Genomic DNA, 15,873 nt, shown 5'->3' with positions numbered 1-15,873 from the left:
CTACGGCCCAGCGGGGATAAAATCCCCTCGCCACAATTGAACTGTAACCGACTTGCAACTCTCTCGCCCCAATGTGGCGCACCCCTTCGCACCAGCCCCCATGACGCGTTCGCTCATGGTGCACTGCTCTGCTCCCCCTGTGCGCTACTCCCGTGTTTCCTGGCCTTCCCCCAACCGGGCACACCCCTTGCAAAAGCGCTTTCAGCGTTTGCATCTGCCCTCGAAAAAAACTCAAAAGACCACGGAGATCGCACAATGAAGCGTCGTAGCTTGATCAAGGCTTTTACACTCTCGGCAAGCATTGCCGCGATGGGCATGGCCTGGACCGTCCAAGCCGCCGAGACCATCAAGGTCGGCATCCTGCATTCGCTGTCCGGCACCATGGCGATCTCCGAGACGTCCCTCAAGGACATGGCGTTGATGACCATTGATGAGATCAACGCCAAGGGTGGTGTGAACGGCAAGCAGCTTGAAGCGGTGGTCGTGGACCCGGCGTCGAACTGGCCGCTGTTCGCCGAGAAGGGCCGCCAGTTGCTGACCCAGGACAAGGTCGCCGTGGTCTTCGGCTGCTGGACGTCGGTGTCGCGTAAATCCGTGTTGCCGGTGTTCGAAGAACTCAACGGGCTGCTGTTCTACCCGGTGCAATACGAAGGTGAAGAGATGTCGCCAAACGTGTTCTACACCGGTGCGGCGCCGAACCAACAGGCGATTCCGGCGGTGGAATACCTGATGAGCGAAGAAGGCGGCAGTGCCAAGCGCTACTTCCTGTTGGGCACCGACTACGTCTACCCGCGCACCACCAACAAGATCCTGCGCTCGTTCCTGCACTCCAAAGGTGTGGCGGACAAGGACATCGAAGAGGTCTACACCCCGTTCGGCCACAGCGATTACCAGACCATCGTGGCCAACATCAAAAAATTCTCGGCCGGCGGCAAGACCGCGGTCATTTCCACGGTCAACGGCGACTCCAACGTGCCGTTCTATAAAGAACTGGCGAACCAGGGCCTCAAAGCCACCGACGTACCGGTCGTGGCGTTCTCGGTGGGCGAAGAGGAACTGCGCGGCATCGACACCAAGCCACTGGTAGGCAACCTGGCGGCGTGGAACTACTTCGAATCCGTGGATAACCCGGCGAACAAGAAATTCGTCGATTCCTGGAAAGCCTACGCCAAGGCCAAGAACCTGCCAGGCGCCGACAAAGCAGTGACCAACGACCCGATGGAAGCCACTTACGTCGGCATCCATATGTGGGCGCAAGCCGTGGAAAAAGCCAAGTCCACCGACGTCGACAAAGTCCGCGAAGCCCTGGCCGGCCAGACCTTCGACGCACCGTCGGGCTACACCCTGACCATGGACAAGACCAACCACCACCTGCACAAGCCGGTGATGATCGGCGAGATCCAGGCCGACGGTCAGTTCAACGTGGTCTGGCAGACCGAAGGCCCGATCCGCGCCCAACCGTGGAGCCCGTTCATCGAAGGCAACGACAAGAAGCCTGACTATGCGGTGAAGAGCAACTGAGCCTGGGAACAAGCCCCTAACTCCGTGGGAGCAAAGCTTGCTCGCGATCGCGGTCATCCAGACACACCGTCATCGCGAGCAAGCTTTGCTCCCACAGGGTCCGTCGTCGCCTTACAGGACGTAGCTATGTCCCTTTATCGTTTGTTCCTCCTAGCATGTTTGCTGCTACCAATGGCCGCCCACGCCGGCGACGCCGAAGACTTCGTCGCCGCCAACCCGACCCAGCAGGCCAAACTCCTGCAATCCTGGGCCGCGCAACCGGAACCTGAGCGTGTCGAACTGATCAACGCCTTGCAACAAGGCCAGTTGACCGTCGACGGCCAGCCCAAGACCCTGCGTCTGAACAATCGCTTGCGAGGGCTGATCGAAACCGCCCTGGCCAGTCATCAACTGCTCGCCGCCGACGCCAATGCGCGCCTGGCCGCCGCCCAGCAACTGCAAAAAAGCGCGCGCCCGGCCCAACTGGCCTTTCTCGACCGGCAACTGGCCGGCGAGCAAGACGAAGACGTGCATGCCGCCCTGAGCCTGGCCCTGGCGAACCTGCAACTGGTGGACACCAACCCGAACGTGCGCCTGGCCGCCGTCCGCCTGCTGGGGGAAACCGGCGATCCACTGGCCCGCACCCGCCTGGAAGGTTTGCTCGAACCCGGCGTCGAAACCGATGCCGCTGTGCGCACCGCGGCCGAAACCAGCCTCAGCCAGGTCAAACGCAAACTCCTGGTGGGCGAGTTGCTGGGCCAAGCCTTCAGCGGCATGTCCCTGGGTTCGATCCTGCTGCTCGCCGCCCTCGGCCTGGCCATCACCTTCGGCCTGCTGGGGGTGATCAACATGGCCCATGGCGAGATGCTCATGTTGGGCGCCTATTCCACCTACGTGGTGCAGTTGCTGTTCCAGCGCTTCGCCCCGAACGCCATCGAGTTCTATCCGCTGATCGCCCTGCCGGTGGCGTTTTTCATCACCGCCGTCATCGGCATGGCCCTGGAGCGCACGGTCATTCGCCACCTCTATGGGCGCCCGTTGGAAACCCTGCTCGCCACCTGGGGCATCAGCCTGATGTTGATCCAACTGGTGCGCCTGCTGTTCGGCGCGCAGAACGTCGAAGTCGCCAACCCGGCCTGGTTGTCGGGCGGGATCCAGGTGTTGCCGAACCTGGTGCTGCCGTACAACCGCATCGTGATCATTGCCTTCGCGCTGTTCGTGGTGGTGTTGACTTGGCTGCTTTTGAACAAGACGCGCCTGGGCCTGAACGTGCGCGCCGTGACCCAGAACCGCAACATGGCCGCCTGCTGCGGCGTGCCCACCGGCCGGGTGGACATGCTTGCCTTCGGCCTCGGCTCGGGCATCGCCGGGCTCGGTGGCGTGGCCCTGAGCCAGATCGGCAACGTCGGTCCGGACCTGGGCCAGAGCTACATCATCGACTCGTTCCTGGTGGTGGTGCTCGGCGGCGTCGGCCAGTTGGCCGGTAGCGTGTTCGCTGCGTTCGGCCTGGGCATCGCCAACAAGATCCTCGAACCGCAAATCGGCGCCGTGCTCGGCAAGATCCTGATCCTCGCGCTGATCATCCTGTTCATCCAGAAGCGTCCGCAAGGCCTCTTCGCGCTCAAAGGACGGGTAATCGACTGATGAACCAGCCCCTGATGCTCACGGCCACGCAAAAGGCCGGTCCCAAAGTCACCCTCGTCGTCGGCGCGGTGATCCTGGCAGTGCTGCTGAGCCTGCCGTTGCTGTCGCTGCTGGCAACGGACCATCCGCTGCACGTCTCGGCGTATACCCTGACCCTGGTGGGCAAGATTCTCTGCTACGCCATCGTCGCCCTGGCGCTGGACCTGGTCTGGGGCTACGCCGGTCTGTTGTCCCTGGGGCACGGCCTGTTCTTCGCCCTGGGCGGCTACGCCATGGGGATGTACTTGATGCGCCAGGCCGCCGGCGATGGCTTGCCGGCGTTCATGACTTTCTTGTCGTGGAACGAGCTGCCCTGGTACTGGGCCGGCACCGACAGTTTCCTCTGGGCCATGTGCCTGGTGATGCTGGCGCCCGGTTTGCTGGCGCTGGTGTTCGGCTTTTTCGCGTTCCGCTCGCGGATCAAGGGTGTGTATTTCTCGATCATGACCCAGGCCCTGACCTTCGCCGGGATGCTGCTGTTTTTCCGCAACGAAACCGGGTTTGGCGGCAACAACGGCTTCACCAATTTCCGTTCGATCCTGGGCTTTGGCATCACTGAGCCGGGCACCCGGGCGGTGCTGTTTTTGGCCACGGTGGTGTTGCTGGTGGCGAGCCTGTTCATCGGCTGGCGCCTGGCCCGCAGCAAGTTCGGCCGAGTACTGACCGCCCTGCGTGACGCGGAAAACCGCCTGATGTTCTGCGGCTACGATCCCCGTGGTTTCAAGCTGTTCGTCTGGGTATTGAGCGCGGTGTTGTGCGGCCTGGCCGGGGCGTTGTACGTGCCGCAGGTGGGCATCATCAACCCCAGCGAAATGTCGCCGACCAACTCCATCGAGGCCGCCGTGTGGGTCGCCCTCGGCGGGCGCGGCACGCTGATCGGGCCGTTGCTGGGTGCCGGCGTGGTCAATGGCATGAAGAGCTGGTTCACCGTGGCGTTTCCCGAATATTGGCTGTTCTTCCTTGGCGCACTGTTCATCGTCGTGACCTTGTATCTGCCCAAGGGTGTGATCGGGCTGCTGAAGAAAAGGGGCGAATGATGCGAATCACACCAACGGCGGATTTCATGCTCGAACCCATCCTCGAACCCCCTGTCGATGCCAATCGGGACCAAGGCAGCAGCCGCGACGCCATCGGCCTCGGCCAGGCAGCCGGCGTGGGCCTGAACACCCGTCACGGCACCATCCTGACCCTGGAAGACATCAGCGTCAGTTTCGACGGTTTCAAGGCCTTGAACGCTTTGAACCTGTACATCGGCGTCGGCGAACTGCGCTGCATCATCGGCCCCAACGGCGCCGGCAAGACCACGCTGATGGACGTGATCACCGGCAAGACCCGCCCCAGCCATGGCAAGGCCTGGTTCGGCGAAACCCTGGATCTGACCAGCATGAGCGAAGTGGCGATCGCCCAGGCCGGCATCGGTCGCAAGTTCCAGAAGCCCACGGTGTTCGAAGCGCTGAGCGTGTTCGAGAACCTGGAGCTGGCGCTCAAGACCGACAAATCGGTGTGGGCCAGCCTGCGGGCCAGACTCACTGGCGAGCAACACGAGCGGATCAACGAAGTGCTCGAGACCATCCGCCTCACCTCCTCAGTCAACCGCGCCGCCGGGCTGCTGTCCCACGGGCAAAAGCAGTTCCTGGAGATTGGCATGCTGCTGGTACAAGACCCGCAACTGCTGCTGCTCGACGAGCCGGTGGCAGGCATGACCGACGCCGAAACCGAGTTCACCGCCGAGCTGTTCAAGTCCTTGGCGGGCAAGCATTCACTGATGGTGGTGGAACACGACATGGGCTTCGTCGGCGCGATTGCCGACCACGTCACCGTGTTGCACCAGGGCAGCGTGCTGGCCGAAGGGTCGCTGGAGCAGGTACAGGAAAATGAGCGGGTGATCGAGGTGTATCTCGGGCGGTAGACCTGCAAACACACTCCCCCTGTGGGAGCGCGCCTGTGGGAGCAAAGCTTGCTCGCGATGAACGAAAACGCGGTCCTTCTGACAGACCGAGGTGCTGTTATCGCGAGCAAGCTTTGCTCCCACAGAAAGCCATTACTTCCACAGGGGACTTGAGGGGGGATTCAAGACATGCTGCAAGTCGACAAACTGCACCAGTACTACGGCGGTAGCCACATCCTGCGCGGCCTGTCGTTCGACGCCAAGGTCGGCGAGGTGACCTGCCTGCTGGGGCGCAACGGCGTGGGCAAGACCACCCTGCTCAAATGCCTGATGGGTCTGTTGCCAGCCAAGGAAGGCGTGGTGAATTGGGAAGGCAAAGCCATCACCACCTTCAAGCCACACCAACGGGTGCATGCCGGCATTGCCTACGTGCCCCAGGGCCGGGAGATTTTCGGGCGGCTGACGGTGGAAGAAAACCTGCTGATGGGCCTGTCGCGCTTTCCCGGCTCCGAAGCCAAGGAGGTGCCGGCGTTTATCTACGAATTGTTCCCGGTGCTGCTGCAAATGAAACAGCGCCGTGGCGGCGACCTGTCCGGCGGCCAGCAACAGCAACTCGCCATTGGCCGGGCCCTGGCCAGCCGTCCGCGCCTGCTGATTCTCGACGAGCCCACCGAAGGCATCCAACCGTCGGTGATCAAGGAGATCGGCGTGGTCATCAAGAAACTGGCGGCCCGGGGCGACATGGCAATTTTGCTGGTGGAGCAGTTCTACGACTTCGCCGCCGAGCTGGCCGATCAGTACCTGGTGATGTCCCGGGGCGAGATCGTGCAGCAGGGGCGCGGAGAAAACATGGAAGCCGAGGGTGTGCGCGGGCTGGTTACGATCTAGTCTGTAGCGTCCTGACGATAATCAGAAAATCATGAATCTACCTGTTTCGCCATCCGCCCTGTTCACCCCCAGCTGGCACGCCGAGCTGGACTTGGGTTACGCCCGCTTCGGCGAGTGCACACGCCCGGTACAGCGCCGTCATAAAGGCCCGCTGCGGGTGCAGAAGCACCTGTATGCCGAAGGCCCCGAGGTGTGCCAGCACATCATCGTCCACCCGCCCGGCGGGATTGCCGGCGGTGACCGACTGGACATCTCGGCCGACGTCGGCCCAGGTGCCTGGGCGCAGTTGACCAGCCCCGGCGCGGCCAAGTGGTATCGCGCCGCAGGCCCTGCGTACCAGCAGTTGACCCTGAGCGTGGCCCCCGGCGCGACCCTGGAATGGCTGCCCCAGGAAACCATCGTCTTCAGCGCGGCCCAGGCCGAACTCAGCACCTGCATCGACCTGCAGGGCGACGGGCGCCTGTTCTACTGGGACATGGTTGCCCTCGGCCGACCGGCCAGCGGCGAGCGGTTCGACCTGGGGCACTTCCAGTCACGCCTGGACATTCGCCGCGACGGCCAGTTGCTGTGGCACGAGCGCCAGCGCATTGTGGGCGGTGATGGGTTGCTCGATTCACCCATCGGGCTGGGCGGCGATCCGGTGTTTGCCACGTTGTTGGTGACCGGCGAGATCGACAGCGAGCTGCTGGAGCGATGCCGATCCCTGGGCCATGACGTACGTGGCGACCTGACCCAATTACCCGGCCTGGTCGTGGCCCGCTGCCTGGCGAGCGAGGCGCTGCTGGCGCGGGGGTGGTTGATTGAATTGTGGCGTTTGCTCAGGCCTGCGTTGCTTGGACGAGAGGCCCTGCCACCGAGAATCTGGAGTACCTGAATTTGCTTTTCTGTGGGAGCGATACCATGCAAGTCGAAGCAATGAATTTCTGTGGGAGCAACGCTTGCTCGCGATGAACGATAACGCGGTCCTTCTGATCGACCGAGGCGCGGCTATCGCGAGCAAGCTTTGCTCCCACAGGTTTGCTTTCACAGGGTTTGCTTTCACAGGGTTTGCTTTCACAGGCTTTGCTTTCACAGGCTTTGCTTCCCCTGGCCCGCCCCCACAGGGAAATGGGTTTACAGCGAATTTTTTTATCTGCCCTTATGGATTGCACATGGACCTGACCCCACGCGAAAAAGACAAGCTGCTGATCTTCACCGCCGGCCTCGTCGCCGAACGACGGTTGGCCCGTGGCTTGAAGCTCAACTACCCGGAAGCCATGGCCTATATTTCCGCGGCCTTGCTCGAAGGCGCCCGTGACGGCCAGACCGTGGCCGAGCTGATGCATTACGGCACCACGCTGCTCAGTCGCGAGCAGGTGATGGAAGGCATCCCGGAAATGATCCCGGAAATCCAGGTCGAAGCGACGTTTCCCGACGGCACCAAACTGGTCACCGTCCACCAACCCATCGCCTGAGGCCGCGGCATGATTTATCACATTCGTGACGCGCGGCCTGCCGACCTGCCGGCAATCCGCGACATCTACAACGACGCGGTGCTCAACACCACGGCGATCTGGAACGAACAGACCGTCGACCTGGGCAATCGCCAGGCGTGGTTCAGCGCCCGGCAATCCCAGGGCTATCCGGTGCTGGTGATCGTCGATGCCGATGAAAACGTGCTTGGCTATGCCTCGTTCGGCGACTGGCGCCCCTTCGATGGTTACCGGCACACCGTGGAGCATTCGGTCTACGTCTGCCGCGACCAGCGCGGCAACGGCCTCGGCCCACGGCTGATGAGCGCGTTGATCGAGCGCGCCAGGGCCTGCGGCAAACACGTCATGGTCGCCGCCATCGAAAGCGGCAACACGACGTCGATTCGCCTGCACGAGCGGGCCGGTTTCGTCACCACCGGGCAGATGCCCGAGGTGGGTACCAAGTTCGGCCGCTGGCTGGACCTGACCTTCATGCAGTTGAACCTTAACCCCGGGGCGCTACCGCCTGCCGTCAACAAGGAGTGAAAAGCCAATGAACGCCGCCCAGTTGCGTCGAGTCCACGCCGAAAGCTTTGCGCATTATCGCCAGGGTCTGATCGATCTGTTGCTCGACGCCGTTGGGTACGGCGCCAGCGTGGGGTTCATGGCCGATCTCGATGCCGTCCAGGCCCGTGCCTATTTCGACGAGGTCCAGGCCAGCCTCGACCAGGGCCACTTGCTGCTGTGGGTGGTGGTCAAGGATGAACAGGTGCAGGCCAGCGTCCAGCTTGCCTTGTGCCAGAAACCCAACGGCCTCAACCGCGCCGAAGTGCAGAAGCTGCTGGTGCGCGGCGAGGCCCGTCGCCGGGGCCTGGGCCAGCAATTGATGAGCGCCCTGGAGCTCGGCGCCCGCCAGCACAAGCGCGGCCTGCTGTACCTCGACACCGAGGCCGGTTCCGAGGCCGAGGCGTTCTACCGCGCCATGGGCTACATCCGCGTCGGCGAACTGCCCGACTACTGCCAGAGCCCGGACGGGACCTACACACCGACCGCCATTTACTACAAGACTTTGGGGCAACCGCAATGATTCCAGGGCAATACCAGGTCCAGCCTGGCGACATCGAACTCAACGTCGGCCGCCGTACGCTCACGCTGAACGTCGCCAACAGCGGCGACCGGCCGATCCAGGTTGGCTCGCACTATCACTTTTTCGAGACCAACGACGCCCTGACCTTCGACCGCGCCGCCAGCCGTGGCATGCGCCTGAACATCCCGGCCGGCACCGCGGTGCGCTTCGAACCAGGCCAGAGCCGCGAGGTGGAACTGGTGGACCTGGCCGGGCATCGCCGGGTGTTCGGGTTTGCCGCGCGGGTCATGGGCAACCTGGATTAAAGATCAAAAGATCGCAGCCTTCGGCAGCTCCTACAGGTGTACACATTTCCCCTGTAGGAGCTGCCGAAGGCTGCGATAGCGAGCTATGCGAGCGGTCCAACAGTCAATTGAGTTTCAAGGCGAGCACATGAAGATTTCGAGACAAGCCTACGCCGACATGTTCGGCCCCACCGTCGGTGACAAGGTCCGCCTGGCCGACACTGAGTTGTGGATCGAAGTGGAAAAAGACTTCACCACCTACGGCGAAGAAGTGAAGTTCGGCGGCGGCAAGGTGATTCGCGACGGCATGGGCCAGAGCCAGCTGCTGGCCGCCGAGGTCGTCGACACGCTGATCACCAACGCGCTGATCATCGACCACTGGGGCATCGTCAAGGCCGACGTCGGCCTCAAGGACGGGCGCATCGCTGCCATCGGCAAGGCCGGCAACCCGGATATCCAGCCCGACGTGACCATCGCCATCGGCGCCAGCACCGAAGTGATCGCCGGCGAAGGCATGATCCTCACCGCCGGCGGTATCGACACCCACATCCACTTCATCTGCCCGCAGCAGATCGAAGAAGCGCTGATGAGCGGTGTCACCACCATGATCGGTGGCGGCACCGGCCCAGCCACCGGGACCAACGCCACCACCTGCACCTCCGGCCCGTGGCACCTGGCGCGCATGCTCCAGGCTGCCGACGCTTTCCCGATGAACATTGGCTTCACCGGCAAGGGCAACGCCAGCCTGCCAGAGCCGTTGATCGAGCAGGTCAAGGCCGGCGCCATCGGCCTGAAACTACACGAAGACTGGGGCACCACACCCGCGGCCATCGACAACTGCCTGAGCGTGGCCGACCAGTATGACGTGCAGGTGGCGATCCACACCGACACCCTCAACGAGTCCGGTTTTGTCGAAACCACCCTCGCCGCGTTCAAGGGCCGCACCATCCACACCTACCACACCGAAGGCGCCGGCGGCGGTCATGCACCGGACATCATCAAGGCCTGCGGCTTGCCTAACGTGCTGCCCAGCTCCACCAACCCGACCCGACCGTTCACTCGCAATACCATCGACGAACACCTGGACATGCTCATGGTCTGCCATCACCTGGACCCGAGCATCGCTGAAGACGTGGCCTTCGCCGAAAGCCGCATCCGCCGCGAGACCATCGCCGCCGAAGACATTCTCCATGACCTGGGCGCCTTCTCGATGATCAGCTCCGACAGCCAGGCCATGGGCCGCGTCGGCGAAGTCATCACGCGCACCTGGCAGACCGCCGACAAGATGAAGAAGCAACGCGGCGCCCTGCCCGGCGATGGCGAAGGCAACGACAACTTGCGCATCAAGCGCTACATCGCCAAGTACACCATCAACCCGGCGATCACCCATGGCATCAGCCATGAAGTGGGCTCCATCGAAGTGGGCAAGTGGGCCGATCTGGTGCTGTGGCGCCCGGCGTTCTTCGGCGTCAAGCCGACCCTGATCCTCAAAGGGGGGGCGATTGCCGCCAGCCTGATGGGCGACGCCAACGCCTCGATTCCGACGCCGCAACCGGTGCACTACCGGCCGATGTTCGCAAGCTACGGCGGCTCGCGGCATGCCACCTGCCTGACCTTCATCAGCCAGGCCGCCGCCGAGGCCGGTTTGCCGGAACAGCTTGGGTTGAAGAAGAGAATCGCCGTGGTCAAAGGCTGCCGCGACGTGCAGAAGACCGACCTGATCCACAACGATTACCTGCCAAGCATCGACGTCGACCCACAGACCTATCAGGTCAAGGCCGACGGCGTGCTGTTGTGGTGTGAACCGGCGGATGTGTTGCCGATGGCGCAGCGCTATTTCCTGTTTTGATCCTGTGTGGGAGCTTGCTCGATAGCGGTGGTTCAGCTTGCATACGTGTTGAATGTGCCGCCGCCATCGCGAGCAAGCTCGCTCCCACATTTTTTCGGAGTCGTCTTACAGGTCCGTGCTTTCCACCTGCGCGTCCAGCTCTTCTTTGGTCAACGACTGGATCAGTTCTGCTTCCTTGACCTTGTGCTGCAAGCCCAGCGCCTCGGATTGATGGACATAGTCAGCCTCCTCCAGGTTTCCGGCCGCGCTCGCCTCATCCAGCTCGAGTTGGTTGGCGATGAGTGTGTCAGTGAGCGCCTGGAACGATGCCCGGTGCTGTTGCTTGATGTACTCGATCCAGAAATCCCGACCGACCAGCGCCTGTAGCTCCCTGGGGGAATCGTCCAATGCCAGGACCCGGGTTGCCGCCGCCTCGAGCATGTCCGGCGTGACACCGGCCATCTGAATGAAACGCCCGCCCTCCGGTTGCCCCGGCAGCGCCAATCGATCCTTGAGACCGACACGGTAGGCCAGGCGCACCTCCACTTCCTCGATCTGCCTGATCTGCCGGTTCTTTTGCGCAGCGGTGAGATCCTGACGGGCGTTGATCGCGCCACGCCGCTGTTGGATATCCTGCAGGGCAATGCTCTCCACTTCATCGAGGTGAAACAACCCCTTGGCCAGGCGGATCAACGTCGCACTCTCGTGCTCCCCGGCCGCCAGCGCCTTGGCGTTGTGAATCATCAAACGGATTTCCAAATAGCTGAAGGACAACGCGGCGCGATCTTCACACGCCGGAGCACCGGCCAGGTCGAACAGTTCTCGACGCAACTCGGTGGACGCACCGGCCGCCTCGAGCATCTGCCAGACACGCGCCTGCAGGTCGGAATAATGCTCCGCCCCCTGGTAGGACTCGGCCAACCGATTCAGCAGCTGGAAAAACTCCGCGGAACTCGCTTCAGCCTCCAGGTTTTGCCACAAGGTGGTTTTGTCCGGCAACTGTTCCCTGGGCACGTCTCGCAACCATTGCTGCACCGTGGAGGGGGCCTGTACCTCGACCGCTTCAAACGCACCGGGCCAACGCAAGGCCACCCACTCGGGATGCGACAGCAAAAGATTCGCCCAGTATTCACGCAAGCGCTGCTGGGTCGCCTCGCTCAGCGGGTTGCCTTGAAGCAACGTCACGCCATTGAGACGTGCCGTGGCATGAGCGCGCTCAGCCGGCGGATCGGTCAGCTCTGCCGGCACATCGGTCAGTAAGTTGCCGCGCAAATCGATTTGCTCCAGCGGCTGATCGCGCAACCCTGTCGGCCACGTGTCGATCCACGCGCCCCTAAGGCTCAGTCCCCGTAAATCAACCAGGCTGCTGAAGTCCGGCAACCGGCCTAGAGGATTATTGTCCAGGACGAGGATCTTGAGGCTGACACGTTCCTCCAGGATCCGGATGCTGCGGGGTGTCAGCCTGATCTGATTCGCCCTCAATTGCAGCCGGGTCAAACCATTCATACTCCCCAGCGATTCGGGGAGATCGGTCAACCGGTTGTTGGTCATGTCCAACCAACGAACAGAGGAAAACCCTTGGAGGAAGCGGTCGCAAGACAGCGGTGACAAGTTCATGTCCCGAAGATTCAGCGAGGCCACATGGCTGAAGTCAGCCGTCAGGGTTGGCAGCGTACCTACGTCCTGTCCGCCCAAGTCAAGCACATATCCGGCCCGGGTTCCGTCCACCGTCACTGCCATCGTGGACTGACGCCTCCAGCACCGCTTGATGCGTTCAGCCACGCCTTGCCTGACGGCCTGCGGCACCCGCACGACACGATCCCCACCGATATCCAGCACCAGGGGAAGACCGGCCCAGCGGTCCAGATCCCGACGCAGCGTTTCCAATTCGACTTTACGCCGCTTGAGCTCCGCAACGGCGTCATCTCCCAGGGACCGCAACAAGGTCTGGACCTGCTCGACCGTATAGTCCGGGTACAGATCCAACACCCGCAGCTCCGGCGACCGGCCCAGGCCCAAACGTTCCCGTATGCCACTCATGGGATAGCCGAGCTCGCCCGAGGCCAGGCGCATCGGCGACTTGAAGGACGGCTTTGACGGCTGCATCTTCAAACGCCTGGCCAGCGCGTCGCGGCTCAGTGGCGTCGCCCCGATCGCCTTCTGCAAAAGGTCGCCCTGATGAATCGAAGGCCGGCCCATGGCCTGGCGCTCGGCATCCGGGAGGGCATGCTGCAAGGCTACGTAGAGGCTGTCCCAGAGGCTCAGGTCGTTGCCCTTGTCGTCGAAGGCCATATAGCGCTCGCCATCCTTGACCACCACCTTGGTCTGCGATGCGTCTGGCGATCCGATGCTGTCGATCAAGGCACCCGAGACGTCTTCCTCGCGCACTTCGATGCGCACCGAGTCGTTCCAACCAGGCAAGGTCTCCAGGGTCGCCAAGGCCAGTCGAGGCGTGTCAACTGTGGCCAGCGCTTGCTGGTAGAGCCCTTCGTAAGCCCGGTTCAAACGCAACGCCTTCTGGTAGTCACGCAGTTCTTCGACGATACGCAACGGGATGGGTTTGGTCTGGGCGGCGTCGGCGAAGTTCCAGGCGGCCATCTGTTGTTGCTCGGCGGGGCTGGCACACGCCACCAGTTGTTCGACTGCCGCCGCAGGAACCGAGGGAAAACGGAACTTGATCAGCGCCGCACGCGGGTCACTCGCCACATCCGTTCTGGCATAGTGATCGTTCAACAGCTGCACCTTGTTACGCTCCACCAGGGCCACCAGATTTTTGCGCAACTGCCGGACCCGAGCGTCGATAGCGTTTTTTGGAATCGCCGGACTCGTACCAGCCAGCAGGTCGCCCCCGACGACGTCCACCGACTCGATCAGGTTTTTCAGCACGTGAGGCGTGCGGATTTTCGTCTCGGCGAGAACAACATCGCGGTCGCCGCCTGCCGTTTGCGATGGCCGAGTGTATTCCCAACGCGTCTTGCCGGCGCCGTCGACCACTTTCAGCCTCAGCCCCTTCGGCCAAGGCCCGTAGCCCGCCAGCAGATGCAACTGGGTCATCGGATCGGCTTGTTCAAATTGCTCCGGGTCTTCGCTACGCAGTTGCCCGATAAATGTGTCGACTTGCCGACACAGGCCGAAGCGCTTGATCGTATCGGCCAGCAAGGCAGGCATCGGCTCGCCCTCGACGTGCATCCGCCGCAGCACCGCTTCGCTCGTACCGCTGGCCGTACGGATCTGTTCCAGTTCGGCATCGCCGAAGTCCCTGACGAGGTGACCGAGTCTTCGCATCAGCGTGCTTCCCTCCCAACTCCGGGGCTGCTCCAGTTCATGGCGCCAGGCCCCGCTGCCGTTGTGCATCAACTCGGGCTGATAGGCCTGCGGTCCGCGGGAAGGATGACGGACACGATAACGCTGGGTCGTCGGCTCCTGTTGCACTTCGTAATGGTCGCCGTCCAGCGACACGACATCCCGACCACCGACTCGATACAGGCCTCGAGCGTCGGGAACCGACGCGGCCGGCGGTTCCCGATCGCTGCGGTAGGCGCGCAGGTCAGGACGCCAGAGGCGTGACTCGCCATTGGCCAAGGTCACAGGTTCCATTTGGGCCACCGTGTCCGATGGCACGACGTGCGGCAGCACTTTCGCGCCGGCGGCGGCGAATACCACGTTAAGCGCCAGGCTTGAGAAATGCGCCCACATCTCCTGGGTCTCACCGCGCTCGAATGCTTCAATGCCCTCGACTGCCTCATCGAGCATCTGCACGGCCCACACCGTCATCATCACCGGCCCTAGCCCGGGCACTATGAAGGCGGCCATGTTGAGCACATCGATAACCGTGTTCTCCCAGCTATCCAGACGCGCCTGGCGCGCTTTTTGGTCTTCGTCGCCGGTGGGCACCGCCGCCGCGCGTGCATCCGTCAGGATCTTGCCAACTTGCTCGCGGCGCAGCTTCTCCCACAAGGCGTCACGAATGAGCAATGTCTCCATGGGCAGATTGCGCAACTGCGACGCGAGAGGAAAATCCGCCTGCTGGTCGGTTTGCGATGAAGGTTGATAGAGCCGGTTGAAGCGCTCGAAAAAAGCGCCTTGCTCGCGCAGCGGCACGAAGCGACTGAAGAAACGCCGGTACTGGAGGCCATGCAGGCGTCGACGCAGTTCCACCATGAATTCGGCGCTGGAGGCATATTCCTTGACCGGGTGTTCCGGGTCGTCAGGTATGTACGCCACCACCCGCTCCACACGGTTGCTGTGCTCGCGCTCGGGACCGATCAGCAGGGGGCCGATCAGTTCCACATCGAAGATTTTCAGCGAAGCGACGGTCACCGAGCGGCCATCGAGCTTGATGCCGGATTGACCCCCGACGAGCTGCAGCAGCATCTGGTAGGTGTCCTGGCGGATATCGGACTTGGATCGGGCGATTTCGATGCTGATCGCCAGCGATTGTCTATGATGCTCGCGCAGTTGGCGGTCCAGTTCGTTGCGGCCCTGGTCATTGCTCGGTTGCAGGATCGCCTTGAGGTGCTCCTGGTATCGGCGGCCCAGGTCCAGCTCGCGGCACAGCTTGATGAAGGCCTGCGGGGCAATCGGCAGCGCGCCCTCCCGGACAGACTGCAAGGTAGGGTTCAGGGTGCCATCGGAAGATACGGGCGTCGTCGTGATGAAATGGCAGTCATCGCAGTCGAGCTTGCGTTCTTCGTCCGGCTCGAAATTCGCGAGGGCCGCCTCCAGCAACGAACTGCCCCGATACTCGATGGTATCGAACGCCTCTCCTGTCAAGCGATGGAGCAGATTGCTGCCGAGGTCGGTGCGGGTCTTGACGGCGAATTTGCGCGCAAGATAAACCTCCCTGACGTTCAACGTTCGCCGGAAGGTGTTTTCAATGGCCTGGCTGAGAAGCGGTTCGGCAAAGGTGCGAATGTCTTGCACCGAGCCCAACGTGTTGTCGATCTGGCTCAAGACGGCGCAGTATCGCTCATGGCTGCGCTTGAGCTCGGTCCTGGTTTCAGGGTCCGCCTTCGCGTACCAGTCGGGAATTTCCAGCTGATGTTTGCTCAGCGCCACCTGGCGCAGCGTACTGGCCTGGGTGTAGCAGGCGGGGATCCGACTCTTGAGCAGATCGTCATGCACGCCGGCGGGGTTGGAAGGCGAAGCCGCAATGGCTTCGTTTGGCGGTATAGGCATATCGGGTCATCCTTGACGAAGAAAACCCGAGCCTAAGCATTCGCCCCATGTTGAATGAGGTAACTATTTATCGCTTGTACAACATG

At 62.5% G+C, this 15,873-nt stretch carries 12 protein-coding genes; 11 read left to right on the top strand and 1 reads right to left on the bottom strand.

Annotated features, from left to right (window positions below; all coding sequences use genetic code 11):
* The first annotated feature begins 255 nt into the window (after positions 1 to 255).
* From urtA to ureC, 11 genes are all read left to right on the top strand, one after another.
* Positions 256 to 1,521: an urea ABC transporter substrate-binding protein gene (gene urtA / locus AC09SL_RS18215; protein WP_058545695.1), complete on the top strand. Its 1,266-nt coding sequence runs from the start codon at positions 256 to 258 to the stop codon at positions 1,519 to 1,521.
* 126 nt (positions 1,522 to 1,647) lie between these two features.
* On the top strand, positions 1,648 to 3,144 hold the full coding sequence (gene urtB / locus AC09SL_RS18210) for an urea ABC transporter permease subunit UrtB (RefSeq protein WP_058545694.1): 1,497 nt from the start codon (positions 1,648 to 1,650) through the stop codon (positions 3,142 to 3,144).
* Positions 3,144 to 4,220: an urea ABC transporter permease subunit UrtC gene (gene urtC / locus AC09SL_RS18205; protein WP_058545693.1), complete on the top strand. Its 1,077-nt coding sequence runs from the start codon at positions 3,144 to 3,146 to the stop codon at positions 4,218 to 4,220. The genes urtB and urtC overlap by 1 nt, the downstream gene beginning before the upstream one ends.
* A complete protein-coding gene (gene urtD / locus AC09SL_RS18200; protein WP_064107023.1) occupies positions 4,220 to 5,092 on the top strand; it encodes an urea ABC transporter ATP-binding protein UrtD in 873 nt (290 codons plus the stop codon). Before urtC ends, urtD begins: the two co-directional genes overlap by 1 nt.
* Positions 5,093 to 5,260: 168 nt before the next feature.
* Positions 5,261 to 5,959, top strand: coding sequence for an urea ABC transporter ATP-binding subunit UrtE (urtE, locus tag AC09SL_RS18195; RefSeq protein ID WP_058546576.1), 699 nt, complete (start codon positions 5,261 to 5,263; stop codon positions 5,957 to 5,959).
* 31 nt (positions 5,960 to 5,990) lie between these two features.
* On the top strand, positions 5,991 to 6,833 hold the full coding sequence (locus AC09SL_RS18190; RefSeq protein WP_058546575.1) for an urease accessory protein UreD: 843 nt from the start codon (positions 5,991 to 5,993) through the stop codon (positions 6,831 to 6,833).
* A 277-nt stretch (positions 6,834 to 7,110) separates the two neighbouring features.
* The gene (gene ureA / locus AC09SL_RS18185) at positions 7,111 to 7,413 is read left to right on the top strand and encodes an urease subunit gamma (RefSeq protein ID WP_003197350.1); all 303 of its coding nucleotides are present in this window, start codon (positions 7,111 to 7,113) and stop codon (positions 7,411 to 7,413) included.
* A 9-nt stretch (positions 7,414 to 7,422) separates the two neighbouring features.
* Complete coding sequence (locus AC09SL_RS18180) at positions 7,423 to 7,956, top strand: GNAT family N-acetyltransferase (RefSeq protein ID WP_058546574.1); 534 nt, start codon at positions 7,423 to 7,425, stop codon at positions 7,954 to 7,956.
* A gap of 7 nt (positions 7,957 to 7,963) precedes the next feature.
* Positions 7,964 to 8,497, top strand: a complete 534-nt coding sequence (locus AC09SL_RS18175) for a GNAT family N-acetyltransferase (protein ID WP_058546573.1) — start codon at positions 7,964 to 7,966, stop codon at positions 8,495 to 8,497.
* Positions 8,494 to 8,802, top strand: coding sequence for an urease subunit beta (locus tag AC09SL_RS18170; RefSeq protein WP_064107018.1), 309 nt, complete (start codon positions 8,494 to 8,496; stop codon positions 8,800 to 8,802). Before AC09SL_RS18175 ends, AC09SL_RS18170 begins: the two co-directional genes overlap by 4 nt.
* 127 nt (positions 8,803 to 8,929) lie before the next feature.
* The gene (gene ureC / locus AC09SL_RS18165) at positions 8,930 to 10,630 is read left to right on the top strand and encodes an urease subunit alpha (protein ID WP_058546571.1); all 1,701 of its coding nucleotides are present in this window, start codon (positions 8,930 to 8,932) and stop codon (positions 10,628 to 10,630) included.
* A gap of 105 nt (positions 10,631 to 10,735) precedes the next feature.
* On the opposite strand, the gene AC09SL_RS18160 is transcribed toward ureC, so the two are convergent.
* The gene (locus tag AC09SL_RS18160) at positions 10,736 to 15,787 is read right to left on the bottom strand and encodes an NEL-type E3 ubiquitin ligase domain-containing protein (protein WP_058546570.1); all 5,052 of its coding nucleotides are present in this window, start codon (positions 15,785 to 15,787) and stop codon (positions 10,736 to 10,738) included.
* Between the last annotated feature and the right edge of the window lie 86 nt (positions 15,788 to 15,873).

The sequence above is a fragment of the Pseudomonas sp. PF05 genome (genome assembly GCF_056521845.1).
Note: the sequence above shows the minus strand (reverse complement) of the source record. Positions and strands in the feature narration are given on the sequence as shown.